The organism is Streptacidiphilus jeojiensis (assembly GCF_042510965.1).
Taxonomy (GTDB): domain Bacteria; phylum Actinomycetota; class Actinomycetes; order Streptomycetales; family Streptomycetaceae; genus Streptacidiphilus; species Streptacidiphilus jeojiensis.
Map to the genome: position 1 here is coordinate 167,805 of NZ_JBEUKS010000010.1, position 19,088 is coordinate 186,892.

Sequence of the window (19,088 nt, forward strand, 5' to 3'; positions counted from 1 at the left end):
GGGCCCGAGGAAGGGTGGTGCCCATGGCGACATCGGCCCCCATCCGGTGGGACCGCCAGATCCAGCGGCGCCTCGCCAGGGGCGAGGAGTCCGCGCTGGGTGAGCTCTACGACCAGTTCGCCCCGCTGGTGCTCGGACTGGCCAACCGCGTCCTGGACGACTCCGAGGCCGCCGAGCAGGTGGTCCGGGACGTCTTCGCCCATGTCTGGGAGCATCCTGCGGACTTCGACCCGGCCCAGGGCTCGATGCGGTCCTGGATCGGCACCTTCACCCACCGCCGCGCCGTCGAGCGGCTGCGCCGGGACCAGGCGCCGGCGGCCGGCCCGGGGAACGGCAAGGAGGATCCGGCGGCCCCGCCGGAGTCCTCCAGCATGGAGGAGCAGGTCCTCGCCGAGGCGACGGCGGCCCGGGTCCAGCACGTGGTGACCTCGCTCCCGCAGGCGCTCAGGGAGACCCTGGTGCTCACCTACTTCGGCGGCCGCACCTACCAGCAGGCCGCGCGCGAGCTCGGCATCAGCGCGGCCACCGCCAAGCACCGGATGCGGCTCGGCCTCCAGCTCCTGGCCACCGCCCTCTCCACGGAGCACACCTCATGAGCGCCCCGATACGTCCGGGCGGGCCGCCCGACCACGACACCCTGCGCGGACTGCTCGGCGCCTGGGCGCTGGACGCCTGCCCGGCCGAGGAGGCCGCCCAGGTCCAGCAGCACCTGGCCGGCTGCCCAGGCTGCACCGAGGAGGCCGGACGGCTGCGGGACGCCGCGGGCTGGCTCTCCGCCGACGAACCGCTGGATCCGGCGCCCAGCCTGCGCACCCAGGTGCTGTCCCGGGCGCTGGCCCGGCGCCCGGCGGAGGTCGGGGTCCCCGACTACGCGGGCGCCTTCGTCGCCGAGACCGCCCGGTTGGACGCGCTGCTGCGCGACCTCGGCGAACTCGACTGGCTGGAGCGCGCGGAGCTGCCCTGGCACGGCGGTACCGAGCAGAGGCGTCCGGCCGAGGTGCTCTGCCACCTCGCCGCCGTGGACGGCGTGGTCTCCCGGGCCCTGGGCCTGACCGACCCGGTGCCCTCCCCCGACGGCGGCATCGACCTGGTGGAGCGCACCGAACGGCTGACCGCGCTGCAGCGGCGCCGCGGCCCCGAGTCCGTCCGGGCCTTCTGGCGCGAGCAGACCCGGGCCCTGGTGGAGACCGCCGCGCTGGCCGAGGCGGCCGGACGGGCCACGCCGGCCGGGGACCTGCTGGTGGACTACGGCGCGTTCCGGCTCCCGCTGCGGGACGCCTTCGTGGACCGCGCCTTCGAGTGCTGGGTCCACGCCGAGGACATCGCCGAGGCGGTGGGCTGGCCGTACGGACCGCCGCGCGGGGTGCACATCCGGGCCATGGTCGGGCTGGCGACCCGGCTGCTGCCGCATGCCCTGGCCGCGCTGCGCGCGACCGGTGCGGCGGCCACGCCGGCCGGCCGGCAGGACTCGTCCTACGGCGATCCGCGGGGTGCCCGGGCGGTGAAGCTGATCATCGAGGGCCGCGGCGAGAGCGAGTGGCTGGTACCGCTGGACGTCCCGCCTCCGGACGCCCCGCCGCTGCCGGCCGACACCGAACCGGTGGCCACCGTCGCCATCGACGGCGTCGAGTTCTGCTTCCTGTGCGCGGCGCACCGCGACCCGGACCGGACACCCCACGGCATCACCGGCGACCGCAGCGCGGCGCGCGACCTGCTGCACGCCGCTCCGCTGCTCTCCCGGCCCTGAGGCCCGCCCTGGGCGTCAGGCGAAGACGACGGTGCGGCTGCCGTTGAGCAGGACGCGGTGCTCGGCGTGCCACTTCACCGCGCGGGCCAGCGCCTGGCACTCGGCGTCGCGGCCCAGCGCGACCAGCTGCTCGGGGGTGACGTCATGGCTGACCCGGACCACCTCCTGCTCGATGATCGGGCCCTCGTCCAGCTCGGCCGTCACATAGTGCGCGGTGGCGCCGATCAGCTTCACGCCCCGGGCGTGCGCCTGGTGGTAGGGCTTGGCGCCCTTGAAGCTCGGCAGGAACGAGTGGTGGATGTTGATCGCCCGCCCGGTCAGGGCCTTGCAGAGGTCGTCCGAGAGCACCTGCATGTAGCGGGCCAGCACCACCAGGTCCACCTGCTCGGCGTCGACCAGCGCCAGCAGCGCCGCCTCGGCCTCGGACTTGGTCGCGGCGGTCACCGGGATGTGGTGGAACGGGACCCCGTAGGAGGCGGCCAGGTCCTGGAAGTCGGTGTGGTTGGACACCACCCCGACCACGTCCACCGGAAGCGCCCCGGTGCTCGCCCGGAACAGCAGGTCGTTGAGGCAGTGGCCGAACTTGCTGACCAGCAGCAGCACCCGGGCGCGCTCGGCGGAGGGGTGGATCTGCCAGTCCATCCGGAAGGCGTCGCCGGTGGCGGCGAAGCTGGCCCGCAGTTTCTCCAGGGTCACCGGGGCCTCGGCGGAGAAGTGCACCCGCATGAAGAACAGCCCGCTGGTGCCGTCGCCGAACTGCTGACTGTCCACGATGTTGCAGCCGGTGAGGAAGAGGTAGCTGGATACCGCGTGCACGATGCCCTGCTTGTCCGGGCAGGAGAGGGTCAGTACGTACTGGCCCGTGCCGGGCTGCTGCTGGGACACCGGAGACTGCCTTTCGTGCGGACTGCTGAGCAGACAGCGTGCCACAGACCGCCCGGCGCCCGGCGACCCGTCTCACCCGACGGCCCTCAGGCGACGACCCTCAGGCGACGACGCGGGTCAGGATGGACAGCACCTCCAGCGAGCGGGGCGGGAGGTTCGGGTCCTCGCCGTCGTTCAGGGTCAGCCGGACGTGGGCGTCGTGGCACGCGCGGACCGCCTCGGGCCAGCCGTGGTGCGCCAGGTACGCGGCGGAGGGGGCGTCCGGGCCGACCTGGTGCATGATCCGCAGCACCCGCAGCACGGCGGTGTCGACCAGGGCGGCCTCGGCCGAGTCCCGGACGATCGTCCCGACGTACTTCTCCGCGGACCAGCGGTCCAGCCAGGTGTCCTCGACCAGGCGGTACACGGCGTCGGTGACGTCGCCGTAGCCCTCCCGGCCGGTGGCCCAGCATTCCTGCTGGAACGCTGGGTCTCCGAGCATGTGCAGGGCTGAACGGACCCGGGCCCGCCAGCGCCACCAGGGGATGTCAGTGAGCGGCATGGCGCCCATGCTCCCCGAGCGAGGGGTCGTTCGAGAAGGCTTTTCGGAACTGCGCTGCGAACCCTGCATGAGAATCGATCCTACGTTCCCATTGCCACGGCTGTTCCCACGGCGTTGGCCCGGCGTTCCCCGGAGCGCCGCACCACTGTCCCCAGCCGCCCCGAGGCTTTCCCCCGAGCTACGTGGCGGGCCGACCGGAGCCCGCCCCCCAGGGAGGGAACGGCGTGCCATGAGGTCCACCGCACGATCGAGCCGCACCGTCGCAGCGGTCGCGGGCACGGCCCTGCTCCTGGGTGGCCTGGCGGGCTGCGGCGGCAACGCCGACGCCTCCGAGCACGACACGGTCACGGTGATGACCTGGGCCCCCGAGGAGGGCACCGTGGGCAGCCAGGCCGGGATGCCGGCACTGGCCACCGCGATAGCCAAGGACTTCAACGCCACCGGCGGGATCGGCGGGCGCAAGCTCAAGGTGCTGACCTGCGACGAGCACAACACCAGCGCCGGCGCCGTGGCCTGCGCCAACCAGGCGGTCGCCGAGGGGGCGGTGGCGGTGGTCGGCTCCTACAGCCAGTTCGGCGGCGACTTCATGCCGCTGCTGGAGGCGGCCGACATCCCCTACCTCGGCGGGTTCGGGCTGTCCGCCGAGGAGTTCAGCGCGATCTACTCCTACCCCGTCAACGGCGGCTACCGGACCCTGCTGGCCGGGAACGGCGAGCAGTTGGTCAGGGCCGGCTGCCACCGGGTCGCCGTGGTCCGCCCGCAGAGCCAGCTCGGGGACACCATGCTGGGCTCCCTCAGGGCCGGACTCTCCACCGGCCAGGTGACCACCGTGGACGTCCCGGTCGACTCCGGGCTCAGCGGCTACGCCAAGGCGGCGGTGCAGGCCATCGGCGACGACCAGCCGGGCAACTGCGTCACCACCGCCCTGGACCCCGCCTCCACGGCGACCTTCTTCGACGACTACCGGCTGCAGGCCCCCCGGCACACCCAGCTCTCCTCGGTCATCGGCAGCGTCCAGCAGTCCCTGGTGGACTCCACCGGCGGTGCCGGCGGCCCGCTGCAGTCCCTGCTCGCCACCGGCTGGTACCCGCCGGACAGCAGCCCGGTCTGGAACTCGCTGCACACCCTGGTCAAGGCCTACGCCTTCACCGACAACCGGATCAACACGGCCGACCCGGGGGAGGAGACCACCTGGATCGCCTACGAGGTGCTGCGCAAGGTGGTCTCCGGGATGACCGGACCGGTGGACGCCAAGTCGGTGCGGATCGCCCTGGACTCCAGCGGGCCGATCGACACCGGCGGCCAGACCCCGCCGCTGTCCTGGGGAATGGGCGACCAGCTTCCGCTGGCCGCCGCACCCCGGCTGGTGAACACCAAGGTGACCTTCCTGAGCGTGCAGAAGGGCCAGCTCGCCGAGAGCACGTCGGGGCTGCAGGACGTGCGGACGCTGCTGCTGAAGCAGTAGCGCGGCGGGTGGCCGGCTCGGAGCGGGCGGGCTCCGGGCCGGCTCAGAGCTGGGTCGCCGACAGCTTCGGCAGTCCGGTGTCCGCGGCGATGGCGTTCCACAGTCGGGACGCCTTCGCCTTGGCCGCGCTCGCCGTGCCGCTGGCGGCGTCGGCCGCGTTGCGGCCGCCGTTCCTGGGCTTGTTGTCCTTGGCACAGCTGCCCTTGGACTCGGCGGCCCAGGAGGCGTAGTGGCTGTCGGCGCTCTCCGAGGCCTTCCAGCCCTGCTGCAGCGCTGCGACCAGCGCGGCTCCGTCCTTCAGCTGGTCCGTCTGCATGCTGCCCAGCTGGTCGACGAGCTGCTTGCGCAGCCCCGCCGCGGTGGTGAGGTTCTCCTTGGCCTGGTCCAGGTTCTGGCAGTGGGTGATGTCGTTCACCGCGCTGATCACCGCCGCACGGCTGTGCGAGGCGGTGGCCAGCAGGTCGGACATGGCCTTGGCCTGGGTCATCGCCGCCGACGCGGAGGTGCTGCCGCTCGCCGCGGAACTGGCGGCCGTGGAGGCGGTGCTGCCGGCCGCGGTCGCGCCCTTGGGCGAGCCGCCGCCGGCCAACGCGGCGGCCACCACGATGCCCACGACCGCGCAGCCGGCCACCACGGCGATGCCGATGGTGCGGGTGCTGAAGCGGCGGGCCGGACGGTCGTCGTAGCCGCCGCCCTGGCCGTAGCCCTGGGCCTGCGGGTGGGCCTGGGTCGCGTAGCCGCCCTGGTCGTACCCCTGGGCCGGCGGGTAGCCCTGCTGCTGGGCGGGCTGCTGGTAGCCGTTGCCGTAGGAGGGCTGCTGCGGCTGCGGAGCCGGCGGGAACGGCGGCAGGAACTGCGTCGACGCCTCCTGCCCTGGAGCGGCCTGCTGCGCCGCGGGACCGTAGCCGGGCTCACCGCCGTAGCCGGGCTCCCCGTAGCCGACCTCGCCGTAGCCGGGCTCCCCGTACGCCTGCTCGCCGTAGTACTCCGGGTGCCCCTCCGGCTGTGCCTGGGTCGGGGCGTTCCACGGCAGGCCGTCCGGCGAGGACCGGATGATCTCGCCCGGCATGGGTGCCCCCGGCTGCCGGCCACCCGCCGGGCCGCCGGCCGGTTCGGGCCTGAACAGGTCCTCGGGGGTCAGCTCGTCGTTGCTGGGGCGACGGAGATTCAACGCGCTTCCTCACTTCGCCCGGTGCGCGGGCTGCTCTGCCCCCGGCACCGGGGCGGGACCACTGGCCGACTCAGGACACCTCTGCTGCTACGACGGCGCCATGAACAGCCCCACGCTACCGGTTCGCCCGGAAGAGTGGCTATGAACCCTCCTGTATTGACGGCACCCCGGCTTCGCACCAGCCGCTCAGGCCGCGGCCTCCGCCAACGACCGCGCCTGGAACTCCCGTACCACGCGCTGCTCGCGGAAGGGTTCCAGCCTGCGCCGGAAGTCGTCGAGGTACTCGGCGCCGCGCGCCGAACGCAGCCCGGAGAGCAAGTCCACGGCGCGCGCGCCGGTTTCGCACGCCTGCTCCACGTCCTTCAGCTGCAACTGCGCCGTGGCCAGCAGCACCAGGTCCACCGCGCGGCGGCGCACCCGCGTCTCCGGATGGCCGCGCAGCGCCTCCTCGGCCTTCCGGGCGGACTGCCGGGGCTGCTCCAGGTCCCGGTGGCAGTGCGCGAGTTCGTCGGCCAGGTAGGCGCCGTCGAAGTGGCCGATCCAGGCCGGGTCCTCCTCCGGGCGGCTGTGCTCCATCGCCTCGGCCGCGCGCGCGGCCACCGCCTCGCAGGAGCGGGCGTCGCCGAGCAGCGCGTGCCCACGGGCCTCGGCGACGTAGAACATCGCCATCGCGGTGGGCGTGGCCGCGCCGCGCGCGCCCTCCTGTGCGGCGCGGGCGAGTTGGGAGATCTCCCGGGGGTTGCCCAGGGTGGCCGCGAGATGGCTCATCGAGGCCGCCAGGACGTAGCCCCCGTAGGCGCGGTCCCCGGCCGCCTGGGCCAGCCGCAGCGCCTGGATGTAGTACCGCTGGGCCAGGCCGGGCTGCCCGGTGTCGATGGCCATGTAGCCGGCCAGCTCGGTGAGTCGGGCCACCGCGGCGAACAGCGCCCGCCCGGTCTCCTCCCGGTAGGAGCCGGAGAGCAGGCCGGAGACCACGCTGTTGAGGTAGTGCACCACCACCGGGCGGACGTGCCCGCTGCCGAACCGGTGGTCCAGTTCCACCAGCATCTCGGTGGTCGCCCGCACCGCCTCGACGTCCGCCAGGCCCACCCGGGGGCCGCCGTTGCGGGCCACCTGCTCGTCGGGGCGGGTGATCAGCCAGTCCCGGCTGGGCTCCACCAGGGCCGAGGCGGCGACCGAGGTCCCGATCAGGAAGTCGCGGCGGCCGACGTCGCTGCGCCACAGCTCGCAGACCTGTTCGACGGCTCCGGACAGGGTGGCCGAGAAGTGCAGCCCGATGCTGGAGGAGAGGTTGCGGCCGTCCGCCATCCCGATCTCCTCGACCGTGACGGACCGTCCGAGCTTGCGGCCGATGGCCTCGGCGATCACCGCGGGAGCCTGCCCGCGCGGCTGCTGGCCGCGCAGCCAACGGGCCACCGAGGTCTTGTCGTAGCGGAGGTCGAGCGCGTGTTCGGCACCGCAGAGGTTCACCCTCCGGGCCAGCCCGGCGTTCGAGCAGCCCGCCTCCTGGATCAACGCCTGGAGGCGTTCGTTGGGCTGTCGTGCGACCAGTGGTCTGGCGGCCATGGACGTGCCTCCCCCTCGAGCGTGATGGTCACCCCGACAGGTCATCAGCATTCCCCGCAAAGGGGCATGTGAAGCCTGTCCGGGCGTCAATCCCCTGCATTGACGGCACGACGCCGTCAGAAGCTCGCCGCAGCACGGCAATTGAGACATTCCGTCCAGGGTAGCCAGAGGTCTCCCCGAGGGGATACCCGTTGGCGGCCCCGGGGCCCCCTGTGCGCCCCGTCCGTGCACCGACGCGCCCCCGCCCGCCGGAGGACGCAGATCCACTTTCGTGGCAACGCCCGTAACCCGCTCCGTCCTCGCAAGTTGTGCACGGCGTGGAAGACACCCTGGGAGCCACTCGGCCGAACTCCATCGATCACGACGTCGTCCGTCACGACGCCGCCGTCCATCAGGACCGCACACCCCGTCAGGACACCGGCCGTGACCCGCTGATCGAGGCAGCCGTCCGCTACGCGGAGGAGCGGCACTGGGAGGTCGCCGCCGGGAGCTGGCTGATCGAGGACGACGGCCCGCTGCGCTGCTCCTGCGGCGACCCCGGCTGTCCCGCCCCCGGCGCGCACCCGACCACCCGCGACTGGGCCCGCAAGGCCAGCGCCGGCCCCGGCGTGGTCCGGCGCTGGTGGACGGACAACCCGCTGGCCTCGGTGCTGCTGCCGACCGGCCGCGCCTTCGACGCCATCGACGTGCCCGAGATCGCCGGCTGCCTGGCACTGGCCCGGATGGAGCGGATGGGCCTGCAGCTGGGCCCGGTCCTGGCCGTCCCCGGCGGCGGGGCGGGGACCGCGGGCCGCGGCCGGCGGCTGGTCTTCCTGGTGCTGCCTGGCTCCCTGCCCAAGCTCCCGGAGCTGCTGCGCAGGCTCGGCTGGGGGCCGGGACGGCTGGACCTGATGGGGCACGGCGAGGGCGACTGGATCGTGGCCCCGCCGACCCGGGTGGGCACCTTCGGCTTCGCCCAGTGGGCCAGGGAGCCCACCACCCTGAACCGCTGGCTGCCCGAGGCCACCGAGCTGATCAACCCCATCGCCTACGCATGCGGCCGAGAGGCGCCGCTGTCGTCGCCGGTCTCCTGATCCTGAGCGACCGTCAGCCGCAGCCCGGCATCCCCCTGTGCCCCCGACCGGCCCGACACCTCCGGGCCGCGGGGGCACAGCTCTGCGCCCGTTCGCTCCGGGTTCCCGACAGTTTCTGACGGAATGTCATCCCTACCCATGCATGCGGGTGAAAAAGCCCCACTTTCGAGTGACAGCGCTCAAGGATTGCGGATTGCTGCCGAGGGGAGGAATGGGGTCGTAAGGATCAACCGTCCGGAAGGAGCCGCCGCAGGAGAGGCCGCGAGTGCGGGGGCACGAGGGGGAGCCCGGAGGGGAAGCCGGGCGGGGGGAAACGGCGGGGGAGACGGGGGGAACGGAAGGACCCGGCGCTCGGGGAAAGAGCCGGGTCCTTCCGTCCTGTACAGGCGGTGTCCGGTGCCTCAGGCGCGGACCACGAACACGTGGGCGGCGATCTCCTTGTCCAGCTCGGCGGCCTCGCCGCCACTGCTGACCAGCACCCCGCCGGGCGCGTCGGTCACGCTGACCACCGCTCCCGGCTGCACCCCGGCCCGGCGCAGGGTGTACATCAGCTGCGCGTCGGTCTGGATCGGCTCGCCGATCCGGCGGACCACCACGCTCTTGCCCTCGGACCCCGGGGCCAGCAGGTCCAGGGTGACCAGCGTCTCCAGTGCCGACTCGTCCGCCGGGACCTCGCCCAGCTCCTCCAGGCCCGGGATCGGGTTGCCGTACGGCGACTGGGTGGGGTGCCGCAGCAGTTCCAGCACCCGGCGCTCCACCGCCTCGCTCATCACGTGCTCCCAGCGGCAGGCCTCGGCGTGGACCTGCTCCCACTCCAGCCCGATGACGTCCACCAGCAGGCACTCGGCGATGCGGTGCTTGCGCATCACCCGCGTCGCCAGCTGCCGGCCGCCCTCGGTCAGCTCCAGATGGCGGTCGTCGGCGACCTCCAGCAGGCCGTCCCGCTCCATCCGCGCCACCGTCTGGCTCACGGTGGGGCCGCTCTGCTCCAGGCGCTCCGCGATCCGGGCGCGCATGGGGACGACGCCCTCCTCCTCGAGTTCGAAGATGGTGCGCAGGTACATCTCAGTCGTATCGATCAGGTGACCGCTCATCGCCGCGGGCTCCGTTCCTCGTCGTCCAGCGTCGTCGCAGACCAATTCTGACGCATCCCACCGACAAACCCGTTGTGCGTCCGTCCGGTGGCTGTTGACAGGGCACCGGCGGAGGCGTCAACGTGCCAGCGGATGACCCCCACGAAAGGGAGCACAGACCCGATGAGCGATCTTGCCGGGCAGTACTTCGACGCCGCCGTCTCCCTGCTGCAGCGGGTCAGGGACGAGGAGGCGGCGGGCATCGAGAGAGCCGCGCAGGTGCTGGCCGACACGGTGCGGGACGGCGGCCGGATCTTCACCTTCGGCGCCGGGCACTCCTCGCTCGCGGCGCAGGACGTGGTCTACCGGGCCGGTGGCCTGGTGCTGATGAACCTGCTGGACGTACCCGGCGTCACCGGCGTGAACGTGGTGCCGGCGCATCTGGGCAGCTCGCTGGAGCGGGTGGCCGGGCTGGCCACCACCACCCTGGACGCCGGCCCGGCCCGGCCCGGCGACCTGCTGTTCGTGATCTCGCTGTCCGGGCGGCAGGTGATGCCGGTGGAGCTGGCCGCGCACGCCCGGGAGCGCGGGCTGACTGTGATCGGAGTCACATCACTGGCCTATCCGCAGGCGGTCTCCTCGCGGCACCCCTCGGGCCACTACCTCAAGGACGAGTGCGACATCGTCCTGGACAACAAGATCGCGGTGGGTGACGGCGAGCTCACCGCCGAAGGGGCCGACACCACCTTCGGGCCGGTCTCCAGCATCACCACCATCGCGCTGATGCAGGCCGTGGTGGCGGTGGCGGTGGGCAAGCTGGCCGCCCAGGGCCTGACCCCGCCGCTGTTCCGCTCGGGCAACGTCGACGGCGGGATGGACTGGAACGCCAAGCTGATGGCGGAGCACCGGGACCGGGTCTTCTACACCTTCTGAGCCCGCTACACCTTCTGCGGCGTCCCGGCCAGGTCCACCGCCGCGGCGACCCTGGCCGCGATGTCCTCGGCGTAGGCGGTGTCGGCGCGGTCGAAGCGCTGGCGCCCGGAGCCGCGCAGGAAGGTGATCACGCCGACGGTGCGGCCGCGGCTGCGCAGCGCCGTGCACAGGCCGTGCACGGTGCCGGCCGGCCAGCGCCGCAGCAGGGCCCAGTCCAGCACCGGACCGGGCCCCTGGGACGGGGTGGTGGGCACGGTGGGCGCGCCGGAGTCGGAGACGATCACCGTTCCGGCCCGCTCCAGCGCCCGGACCGCCGGGTGGACCTCGCCGTAGCGGGCCGGGATGCCGGTCGGCTCCAGGGCGGCCGCCTGGGCCGGCGCGCCGACCGGGGAGACCGCGGCGCGCACCAGGTCCCCGCCGGGGGCGGAGTCGGCCGTGCCGCCCGCACCGGTGGCAGCGGTGTCCGCCGGCGCCAGCACGTCCAGCAGCGCGTAGTCGGCGAACCCGGCCAGGACGAAGTCCAGGTAGCCGACGGCGCCCTCCATCGGGTCCTCGCACTCCGCCGCCGCCTGCCCGGCCCGGCGCAGCTGGGTGGCCCGGAACCGCAGCACCGTCCCCTCCTGCTCGGCCTGCTCGTGCAGGGTGACGTCCTCGAAGAACCAGGCCACGCCCAGCGGCACCGGCTCCTCCCCGAGCGGGGAGCCGAGCCGGACGAACTCGCTGCGCCAGCAGCGGCGCCGGGACGGGTCGGTGCGCAGCGCGGCCCACAGCTTGACGCCGCTGAGCGGCTTCCCGGTGGCGAGGACGTGCTGCAGCGCGGCCTCCAACTCCTGGACGCCGTCGCCCAGCACCTCGCCGAGCGGGTGGCCGAGCAGCGCGTTGCGGTCGCAGTCCAGCCAGCGGGCCGCGGACTCGCCCACCGCGGCGGGGCGCAGATCGGCGTCGACCAGGACCACCCCGGTCGGTGCCTCGTCCATCATCGCCTCGGCCAGCGCCAGCGAGCGCTCCAGCTCGACCTGGGTGCCGGCCTCGGAGAAGGCGAAGTACAGGCCGAGCGGGCGGCTGTCCGGGGCGGTGACCCGGTGCGCCTGGGCGCGGACCAGCACCCGGCGGCCGTCCCGGGTGAGCAGCGCGAACTCGTGCACCCGGGGCGTTCCGGCCACGCCGAGCAGCTGCGCGCGGACGGCGTCGGAGTCCCCCGGGCGCAGCGCCCAGCCCTCCAGGCCGACCCGGCCGACGGCCTCCTGGGCGGTCCAGCCGAGCAGCCTGGCGGCCTCGCGGTTCCAGTGCGTCAGCACGCCGTCGCGGTCCATCGCGGCGAGGCCGACCTCCATGCCGTCCAGCAGGGCCGACAGCAGCCTGGCATCGGCGTCCAGCGGCGGGGCCGCCGGGCCTTGGGCGGGAATGTTCATGATGAGAGGCGCCTCCCCCACCGGGCTTCGATCGATCCGTTGGGCGAAGCCATTCAACTCGCCTGTCCCGCCGTGTACACAGGTTTCCGCCAAATGTCCCCCGACCGGGAGGATTCGCGCTATTGGGGGCCGGCGGCGCGGCGCCGGTGCAGGGACCGCCGAATAATGCCGTTGCCGCCGCTGCGGGAGCGTGCCTACAGTGTCGGCACACTGAAAGGAGGTGATCCGAAAGTATGAGTACTTCCGGGACTCGTGAGGTGGCTGCTTCCTAGCAGCCCTTACCCGCTGTGCGCGTAAGGGCGGCGGGGCAATCCAGAGCAGTCACCCGGCCCCTGGGCCCGCCGGCCGTCCTCCGGCGCCTGTCACCTCCTCGAGGGGACAGGAGCAGGCCCAGGGGCCGTTCCCATGCCCGCACGATGGGCTTGAATGGCAGGTATGGACAAGCACGCCCGACGCACCGCCCTGCTGGAGCTCCTCGGCCGCTCCGAGCAACTCTCGGTGGAGCAGGCCGCACAGCACCTCGACGTCTCCCCGGCGACCATCCGCCGCGACTTCGACGAGCTGGACCAGCAGCAGCTGCTGGTGCGCACCCGGGGCGGGGCCAAGGTCAGCGGGATCACCTACGAGCTGCCGCTGCGCTACAAGGCGGCCAGCCACGCCGAGGAGAAGCTGCGGATCGCCGTCGCGGCCGCCGCCCTGGTGGAGCTCGGCACCATGGTCGGGATCAACGGCGGCACCACCACCACCGAGACGGCCAGGGCCATCGCGCTGCGGCTGGTCCCGCTGGCGCTGCCGGCCGACACCGAGGCGGTGACCCTGGTGACCAACGCCCTGAACATCGCGCACGAGCTGACCATCAGGCCGGAGGTGAAGGTCGTCCTCACCGGCGGCGTGGCCAGGGCCCGCTCCTACGAACTGGTCGGCCCGCTGGCCACCCCGGTGCTGGCCGGACTGACGCTGGACCTGACCGTCCTGGGCGTCAACGGCATCGACGCCCAGGACGGCGCCAGCGCCCGGAACGAGGCCGAGGCCGGCGTCAACAAGCTGCTGGTGGAGCGGGCCCGGCGGGTGGTGGTGGTCGCCGACAGCAGCAAGGTGGGCCGCCGCGCCTTCGCCCGGATCTGCGGGATCGACGCCGTGGACGTCCTGGTCACCGACTCCGGCGCGAGCGACGAGCAGATCAAGCCGTTCCAGCAGGCCGGTGTGCAGGTCATCCGGGCCTGACCGTCGGTCAACTCCCGCCAGGCGTATCGAAACTTCGGCGGATACGTGTGCTGTGCCGCACCCCTGGGCACCGTCACACTGGCGAGGACGGTCGAGACAAGGGGGATGTCGATGGTCCACAAGGATCCACCTGGCCACCGGGAGCGGCAACTGCTCCCCGAGCCCTTCTGGACGGCCGACCAGGCGTCGCTGCAGGGCCAGGAACGCTCCATCCGCTGGTACCGGGGCCAGATACTCATGCTGGTGCTGGCCGCGCTGGCCGGGATCACCGATGTCCGGCACAACCACCTCAACTGGTTCCAGGCCGTCTCCGCCGCCTTCTTCGCCGGGGCCGGCTACTTCTGGTGGCGGCTGGGCCACGAGAAGCCGCAGTCGCTCTGGTACGAGGGCCGCGCCGCCGCCGAGTCGGTGAAGACCCTGGTCTGGAAGTACGTGGTGCGGGCCTGGCCGTTCGCCGGCGAGGGCGAGTCGCTGGACTCCGACAACGCCTACCTGGAGCAGATGAGCGAGGTCTTCGCGGCGTTCCAGAAGAGCCCGGTGATCCCGCCCGGCGCCAAACCGATGATCACCGACGAGATGCACCGGCTGCGGCAGACCCCGCTGAGCGTGCGCCGCGACCTCTACCTCCAGGAGCGGATCAGGGCCCAGCGGGTCTGGTACCTGTCCCGGGCCGAACGCTGCGAGAACGCCACCACCACCTGGCAGTTGGTCTCCACCGGCACCATCATCCTGGCCGTGGTGGTGGCGCTGACCCAGTTCCTGGGCATCCTCGACCTGCACCTGCTCGGGGTGTGCACCACCATCGCCGCCGCGGTCACCGCCTGGATCCAGCTCAAGCAGTTCCGCCCGCTGGCCGCCGCCTACCGCCTGGCGGCCAGTGAACTCGACCTCATCGAAGCCCAGTTGAGCCGGCTCGACCTCACCGCCCAGCACGCCGAGGCGGTCTGGGCCCGGCTCTCCAGCGACGCCGAGGACGCGGTCTCCCGGGAGCACACCATCTGGCGGGCCAGGCGCGACCGCAGAGTCTGAAGCACATGTTCGCGTTCTGTACGGCAGCGGGTCCACTGGGCAGACTGATGGAAAGCCTAGGGGGACATGGATGCCGAATCAGGACCCACCGCGCAACCGTGAGGCGGAACTGCTTCCGGACCCGTTCTGGGCTGCCGACCTGGCCTCGCTCCGGGGCCAGGACTTCGCCCTGCACTGGTACCGCTGGCAGTTGGGACTGACCATCCTGGCCGCCCTCTTCGGGGCGCTGCCCGAGCACCGGATCAACGGCATCAACGTCGTGCCGCTGATCTCGATCGCCTGCTTCGCCGGCGCCGCGGGCACCGCACTGCGGCTGCACCGCCGGGCCCCGCAGGAGCAGTGGTACGAGGGCCGTTCGGCGGCCGAGTCGGTCAAGGCGCTGACCTGGAAGTTCGTGGTCCGCGCCCAGCCCTTCGACGGCCCCGCCGAGGACGCGGACGCGATCAAGCGGTTCGACGCGATGGTCAGGGACATCCCCTTCACCTTCGGCGACGGCCCGGCGCCGGGCCCCGACTCGCAGATCAACGCCGAGATGCGGTTCCACCGCGGCGAATCGCTGCGCCGGCGCCGCGAGCTCTACCTCTCGGAGCGGGTACGGGCCCAGCGGGTCTGGTACCTGGCCCGCGCCGACGACTGCGACCAGAAGGTCCAGCTCTGGGGCGTGGGGATGGCCGCGGTCTTCGCCGCCGGCATGCTCATCGCCGCCCTGGAGGCCACCGCCCTGCCCCAACTGCGGGCCCTGGGCATGGTCTCCGCCTGCGCCGCGGCCACGACGGCCTGGATCCAGCTGAAGCAGTACCGCCCGCTGGGCGCCTCCTACCGCCTCGCCGCCAGGGAGCTGGACGGCATCGACATCCGCCTGAGCCGCCTCGACCCGGACAGCCCGGGCGCCGAGGCCGAGTGGTCCCTCCTGGCCAGGGAGGCCGAGGACGCCATCTCCCGCGAGCACATCGTCTGGCGGGCGCGCAGCCAGCACCGGGTGTGAGGCCGCCCTGACGAGGACCCGTGAACGGGGCTACACCGGTTGGAGCTCCAGGTCGCGCCCGTTCCGCTTCCAGCCCCTGACGTTGCGGGTCGCCGGGTGCTCCTCCCCCACTTGCCGGATCAATTCCTCGACCACCTGGCCACGCAGTTCCACGGCCTCGGCCCGACGGCCGGAGTCACGCAGGGTGACGGCCAGGTTGCCCTCGCACACCACCACGTCGGGGTGCTGTGGTCCGTAGCGCTCGACCAGTCCACGCAGAGCCGTCCGCCCCAGGTACTCGGCCCGTTCCAGGTCTCCGCCGTCGCCGTAGCAGTTGGCGAGGTTCACCATCACCGAGAGAGTGAAGGGATGCTCGGGCCCGAGGGCCCGCTGCATGGAGGCGAGAGTGGACTCGCCCAGCGCCGTAGCTTCGGTGAGCTGCCCGCTGTCCCGAAGATACATGCCCACGTTGTTGGCGCAGGCCAGGGTGTAGGGGTGCTCGTTGCCCAGCAACTGTCGATAGCCCTCGTACACCTCGGCGGCGAAATCCCTGGCGGCCTCCTTGTCCCCGGCCGCCGAGTAGTCCGCCGCCAGGTTGAGCGCGCATGCCAGGGTGTCGGGAGCGTTGGCGCCATAGCGCTCCAGATAGCGGTCGTAGGTGTCCTTGGTGAGCTGCCTGGCCTCGCCCTGGCGGCCGACCCTGCGCAGCGCCACCGCATAGCTCTTGGCGTAGCGCAGCTTGGGCAGGTCGGTGACCGGCACCTCCCGGTAGGCCTCCTGGAACTCCTCCAGCAGCTGCACCGAACCCTCGTAGTCGCCGAGTGCCCGCAGGTCCTCGGCCAGCGCCGCCTTGCTCGCCAGGGTGTCCTGGTGGTTGGAACCGAGCACCGCGTCGCGCTTGTCGTAGGTCTCCTGGTCCAGCTGGCGGGCGGCCTCGTAGTCGCCGGTGAAGCGGGAATCCAGGGCGAGGTTGTTCGCTATCAAGAGGGTTCTGACATTCAGTTCGCCATAGGTATCCCTGAGCTTGCCGTAGATCTCCAAGTCCAGCTCCAGGGCCTCCTTGAAGCGGCCCAGGGCGCGCAGGTCACTCGCCAGGCTGCCGGCCGTCATCAGTGTGTGCAGGTGGTCGGGGCCGAGCAGGGTTCGCTGCCGGTCCCAGGTGCTCTGGTCCAGCTCCAGCGCCTCCTCGAAACGGCCCTGCGAGCGGACCACGTTGGCCAGCTGGAACCGCAGCAGCAGGGTCTGCCGGTCGTCGGGGCCGAGCTTGGCGGTCCAGGCGTCCTCCAGCCGGTGGCCCAGCTCCTGGGCCGCCTCCAGCTCGCCGCGCTTCCACAGGTAGCGGACGCGGTCGATGAGCAGCTGGCGGACCTCCGACTCGTCGCAGTCCTGGGCCAGCGAGGGGCCGAGGTGCGGCCAGATCCGTTCGAAGTCCGGCCAGCTCGCCCAGTCGTCGACGTCCAGCGAACCGGGGCGGGCACCGGCCAGGATCTGGTGCACCTCGTGCATGGCCGTCTCCTGCTGACTGCTGGTCAGCTCGGAGCGGATCACCGCCTGAACCATCCGGTGCACCTGGAACGTGCGGCTGTTGGAGTCGACCTTGGCCAGCCCGTACCGGGTGATCGCCTGGACCACCTTGCCGAGCATCACACTCTCCTGCAGCTCCGGGTCCAGCGACACCAGCGAGCGCATCATCTGGTCGTTGTAGATCAGGCTGATCGCGATGGGGTCGGCGGAGAAGTAGGCGCACAGCTGGAGCAGCCGGTTGGCGGCCGGGGACTGGTCCCGCAGCCTGGCGATGGAGACGTTCCAGGTGGCGCTGAACCGCCTGGGGTAGTCCGGGATCTCCTGCTGGGTGGTGGTCAGCGCCTTGACCGCTTCGTCCTGGAGCTCGGCGATGTAGGAGCTGACCGGCGTCCCGGTGGTCTCCAGCCAGGCTGCGGCGATCTCCACGGCCAACGGGAGGTCGCCGACGGCCTCGGCGACCCGGTCCGCGTCGGCCCGGGACATCCCGGTGTTGCGTCGGCGCAGGTGCTCGACGCTCTCCTGGCGGGTGAACACGTCCACCGGCAGCGGTTCGGCCTGGCCGGTCCAGGCCTGGTTGCGGGAGGTGATCAGGACGTGCCCGGGGCCGCCCGGAAGGAATCTGGCGATCTCCGAAGGACGGTCGGCGTTGTCGAAGATCAGCAGCCAACGGTCCACCCTGCTGCCCTGCCGCAGTGCCTCCCTGGCCGCCTCGGCCGCCTCGGCCGCGTTGTCGCCGGGACGCAGGTCGAGTTTGACGGCGAGTTCGGCCAGGGACAGCATCACCTGGTCGGGCTGCTCCGCGTCGACCCACCAGACCAGGTCGTAGTCGGCCATGAAGCGGTGCGCGTACTCCAGCGCCACCTGGGTCTTCCCGACGCCGCCGAGGCCGTAGAGCGTGGTCGGTGTCGGCAGCACCACGGCGGGGTTGCCGCCGCGCAGCTGGTCCCGCAGCCTGTCCAGGATCGCCGACCGGCCGGTGAAGGCCGGGTTGCGCGGCTTGACGTTCCAGATCGCCGGACGGGTGCCGGGGAACCTGGGCCCGCCGGTGACCAGCAGCTTGTGCACGTCCTGCTCGCCTCGGCGCAGGGCACGCAACAGCTCCGACGCCGCCTGGGCCTCGTCCAGGCGCAGCACGTCCACTTGGTTGCGGTTGTTGAACGGAGCGGTGAGGCGGACGTCGCCGACCCGCACCGGGATCAGCTCGCGCCGGACGCCCGCCGGGTCGGCATCGGTCACCGAGTTCCACACCGCATGAGCCTGCGGCGAGCGCACGTACGCCGGGGACAGCACCACCAGGGTGCGGGCCGCGGCGTCCATCCCGCGCTCGGCCTCGGCCCTGGGGTCGGCGCCCACCTCCCTGGGCAGCACCCGCAGCCCGGCGCGGGTCAGCAGCGCCTCGATCCAGTCCGCCCACATCCGGTCCTCGGGCGCGTAGGACAGGAAGATGTCCTCCCTTATCGCCGGACGGCGCCGGGTGAAGGAGTCGGCGTAGCGCAGCCGTACGTCCTCCGGCATCGGCGGCAGGCCCACCACCTGGTCCCGGGTCAGCGCCGCCGTCAGCCGCTCGCAGGCGGAGAGCATCGAAGTCGGCGAGCCCGGCTGATCCCCGAAGCCGGCCAGGATCTCCTCGTAGGCGTAGAAGGGCCGGTACGGGATCTCCACCGCGCCCCAGTACTGGGCGAGCTGGGCCTCGTTCATGTCCTCGGGCAGTCCGCCGAAGCGCTGCCGGGCCAGCGCCCGGCCGGCGTCCGCCTTGCCCCTCTCGAAGTCGTCCACCCGCATCGGTACCGGCAGGATGCGGATGCCCTTGGTCCGGTAGCGGTCGTTGATGGTGCGGGCGATGGTCGAGGCGCCCTCGATGCTCTGGTCGCTGAGCGTGAAGCAGACCACCAGGTCGTCGGGCATCTCCACGGTGCAGATGTCGGCGATGTCGGAAAGGCCGGTCCGGCTGTCGATCAGGACGTAGTCGTAGTGGGCGCGCATGTCGGCGCGCATCGCCTCGAAGAACTGGCTGCCGTCCAACTCGGCGTAGAAGTGGTCCCAGTTGATGGCAGCGACGGTGGCCGCGTAGTCGCTGCGGACCTGACCCGCCGACAGCAGGTCCAGCCGGCCGCCCTCCTCGAACATGGACCAGTTCAGCGAGAGGGCGTGCCGCCGGACCTTGGCGAACTCCCGGTGCCAGCCGTCCTCGTGGAATTGCTCCCGAAGGGCCTCATCCCGGTAGTCCATGATCAGGTCGATCACTCCCGTGGTGGCCGCGAGATCGTCCTGGTCCAGGAAGGGCCGGAAGAAGTGCGCCAGTCCCGGCGCCTCCAGGTCCCAGTCCACCGTCAGCACCCGATACCCGTTGGCAGCCAGGATCCAGGCGGTGTTGGCCAGCGCCATGGTGCGCCCGGTTCCGCCCTTGTCGGAGTAGAAGGTGATGATGCGGCCGCCCCGATCCTCCACCTGGTACTCGCTGGCCATGGGTTCCCTCCGCCG

At 72.3% G+C, this 19,088-nt stretch carries 15 protein-coding genes; 8 read left to right on the forward strand and 7 right to left on the reverse strand.

What is annotated here, in order from left to right; translation table 11 throughout:
• The first annotated feature begins 23 nt into the window (after positions 1-23).
• Both ABUW04_RS26535 and ABUW04_RS26540 read left to right on the forward strand, forming a co-directional pair.
• Positions 24-596: a sigma-70 family RNA polymerase sigma factor gene (locus ABUW04_RS26535; protein ID WP_380566852.1), complete on the forward strand. Its 573-nt coding sequence runs from the start codon at positions 24-26 to the stop codon at positions 594-596.
• The gene (locus tag ABUW04_RS26540; protein ID WP_380566853.1) at positions 593-1,747 is read left to right on the forward strand and encodes an anti-sigma factor family protein; all 1,155 of its coding nucleotides are present in this window, start codon (positions 593-595) and stop codon (positions 1,745-1,747) included. The genes ABUW04_RS26535 and ABUW04_RS26540 overlap by 4 nt, the downstream gene beginning before the upstream one ends.
• Before the next feature lie 15 nt (positions 1,748-1,762).
• Here ABUW04_RS26540 and purU read toward each other — a convergent pair whose 3' ends face one another.
• Both purU and ABUW04_RS26550 read right to left on the reverse strand, forming a co-directional pair.
• The gene (gene purU / locus ABUW04_RS26545) at positions 1,763-2,632 is read right to left on the reverse strand and encodes a formyltetrahydrofolate deformylase (RefSeq protein ID WP_380566854.1); all 870 of its coding nucleotides are present in this window, start codon (positions 2,630-2,632) and stop codon (positions 1,763-1,765) included.
• A 100-nt stretch (positions 2,633-2,732) separates the two neighbouring features.
• Entirely contained in the window at positions 2,733-3,182 is a 450-nt protein-coding gene (locus tag ABUW04_RS26550; RefSeq protein WP_030249488.1) for an SCO4402 family protein, read from the reverse strand.
• 220 nt (positions 3,183-3,402) lie between these two features.
• Between ABUW04_RS26550 and ABUW04_RS26555 the strand changes: the two genes are divergently transcribed.
• Positions 3,403-4,638: an ABC transporter substrate-binding protein gene (locus ABUW04_RS26555; RefSeq protein ID WP_037594286.1), complete on the forward strand. Its 1,236-nt coding sequence runs from the start codon at positions 3,403-3,405 to the stop codon at positions 4,636-4,638.
• A gap of 43 nt (positions 4,639-4,681) precedes the next feature.
• Here the strand turns inward: ABUW04_RS26555 and ABUW04_RS26560 are convergent, their stop codons facing one another.
• Together ABUW04_RS26560 and ABUW04_RS26565 are read right to left on the reverse strand one after the other, a co-directional pair.
• Positions 4,682-5,809: a hypothetical protein gene (locus tag ABUW04_RS26560; RefSeq protein ID WP_051724853.1), complete on the reverse strand. Its 1,128-nt coding sequence runs from the start codon at positions 5,807-5,809 to the stop codon at positions 4,682-4,684.
• A 186-nt stretch (positions 5,810-5,995) separates the two neighbouring features.
• Complete coding sequence (locus tag ABUW04_RS26565; protein ID WP_030249481.1) at positions 5,996-7,375, reverse strand: hypothetical protein; 1,380 nt, start codon at positions 7,373-7,375, stop codon at positions 5,996-5,998.
• Between the two features lie 431 nt (positions 7,376-7,806).
• Between ABUW04_RS26565 and ABUW04_RS26570 the strand changes: the two genes are divergently transcribed.
• Positions 7,807-8,448: a bifunctional DNA primase/polymerase gene (locus ABUW04_RS26570; RefSeq protein WP_051724893.1), complete on the forward strand. Its 642-nt coding sequence runs from the start codon at positions 7,807-7,809 to the stop codon at positions 8,446-8,448.
• A 401-nt stretch (positions 8,449-8,849) separates the two neighbouring features.
• On the opposite strand, the gene ABUW04_RS26575 is transcribed toward ABUW04_RS26570, so the two are convergent.
• On the reverse strand, positions 8,850-9,542 hold the full coding sequence (locus ABUW04_RS26575) for a metal-dependent transcriptional regulator (protein WP_030249474.1): 693 nt from the start codon (positions 9,540-9,542) through the stop codon (positions 8,850-8,852).
• Positions 9,543-9,704: 162 nt separating this feature from the next.
• Here ABUW04_RS26575 and ABUW04_RS26580 point away from each other — a divergent pair, with 162 nt between their 5' ends.
• The gene (locus ABUW04_RS26580) at positions 9,705-10,454 is read left to right on the forward strand and encodes a sugar isomerase domain-containing protein (protein WP_030249472.1); all 750 of its coding nucleotides are present in this window, start codon (positions 9,705-9,707) and stop codon (positions 10,452-10,454) included.
• Between the two features lie 5 nt (positions 10,455-10,459).
• Here the strand turns inward: ABUW04_RS26580 and ABUW04_RS26585 are convergent, their stop codons facing one another.
• Positions 10,460-11,866 (reverse strand): PAS domain-containing protein, encoded by a 1,407-nt coding sequence (locus tag ABUW04_RS26585; protein ID WP_030249470.1) that lies wholly within the window; start codon positions 11,864-11,866, stop codon positions 10,460-10,462.
• 435 nt (positions 11,867-12,301) lie between these two features.
• On the opposite strand from ABUW04_RS26585, the gene ABUW04_RS26590 reads away from it, so the two are divergent.
• From ABUW04_RS26590 to ABUW04_RS26600, 3 genes are all read left to right on the forward strand, one after another.
• Complete coding sequence (locus ABUW04_RS26590; RefSeq protein WP_030249467.1) at positions 12,302-13,090, forward strand: DeoR/GlpR family DNA-binding transcription regulator; 789 nt, start codon at positions 12,302-12,304, stop codon at positions 13,088-13,090.
• 111 nt (positions 13,091-13,201) lie between these two features.
• The gene (locus ABUW04_RS26595; protein WP_198037274.1) at positions 13,202-14,119 is read left to right on the forward strand and encodes a DUF4231 domain-containing protein; all 918 of its coding nucleotides are present in this window, start codon (positions 13,202-13,204) and stop codon (positions 14,117-14,119) included.
• Between the two features lie 70 nt (positions 14,120-14,189).
• A complete protein-coding gene (locus ABUW04_RS26600) occupies positions 14,190-15,104 on the forward strand; it encodes a DUF4231 domain-containing protein (protein WP_380566855.1) in 915 nt (304 codons plus the stop codon).
• 30 nt (positions 15,105-15,134) lie between these two features.
• Here ABUW04_RS26600 and fxsT read toward each other — a convergent pair whose 3' ends face one another.
• Positions 15,135-19,073: an FxSxx-COOH system tetratricopeptide repeat protein gene (gene fxsT / locus ABUW04_RS26605; protein WP_380566856.1), complete on the reverse strand. Its 3,939-nt coding sequence runs from the start codon at positions 19,071-19,073 to the stop codon at positions 15,135-15,137.
• Between the last annotated feature and the right edge of the window lie 15 nt (positions 19,074-19,088).

Excerpts from the sequence above, each read along its gene's own strand:
- ABUW04_RS26550 (WP_030249488.1), bottom strand. The coding sequence starts at position 3,182 with ATGGGCGCCATGCCGCTCACTGACATCCCCTGGTGGCGCTGGCGGGCC.
- ABUW04_RS26585 (WP_030249470.1), bottom strand. The coding sequence starts at position 11,866 with ATGAACATTCCCGCCCAAGGCCCGGCGGCCCCGCCGCTGGACGCCGAT.
- ABUW04_RS26600 (WP_380566855.1), top strand. The coding sequence starts at position 14,190 with ATGCCGAATCAGGACCCACCGCGCAACCGTGAGGCGGAACTGCTTCCG.
- ABUW04_RS26555 (WP_037594286.1), top strand. The coding sequence starts at position 3,403 with ATGAGGTCCACCGCACGATCGAGCCGCACCGTCGCAGCGGTCGCGGGC.
- ABUW04_RS26540 (WP_380566853.1), top strand. The coding sequence starts at position 593 with ATGAGCGCCCCGATACGTCCGGGCGGGCCGCCCGACCACGACACCCTG.
- ABUW04_RS26535 (WP_380566852.1), top strand. The coding sequence starts at position 24 with ATGGCGACATCGGCCCCCATCCGGTGGGACCGCCAGATCCAGCGGCGC.
- ABUW04_RS26575 (WP_030249474.1), bottom strand. The coding sequence starts at position 9,542 with ATGAGCGGTCACCTGATCGATACGACTGAGATGTACCTGCGCACCATC.
- ABUW04_RS26580 (WP_030249472.1), top strand. The coding sequence starts at position 9,705 with ATGAGCGATCTTGCCGGGCAGTACTTCGACGCCGCCGTCTCCCTGCTG.
- ABUW04_RS26595 (WP_198037274.1), top strand. The coding sequence starts at position 13,202 with ATGGTCCACAAGGATCCACCTGGCCACCGGGAGCGGCAACTGCTCCCC.
- fxsT (WP_380566856.1), bottom strand. The coding sequence starts at position 19,073 with ATGGCCAGCGAGTACCAGGTGGAGGATCGGGGCGGCCGCATCATCACC.
- ABUW04_RS26565 (WP_030249481.1), bottom strand. The coding sequence starts at position 7,375 with ATGGCCGCCAGACCACTGGTCGCACGACAGCCCAACGAACGCCTCCAG.
- ABUW04_RS26590 (WP_030249467.1), top strand. The coding sequence starts at position 12,302 with ATGGACAAGCACGCCCGACGCACCGCCCTGCTGGAGCTCCTCGGCCGC.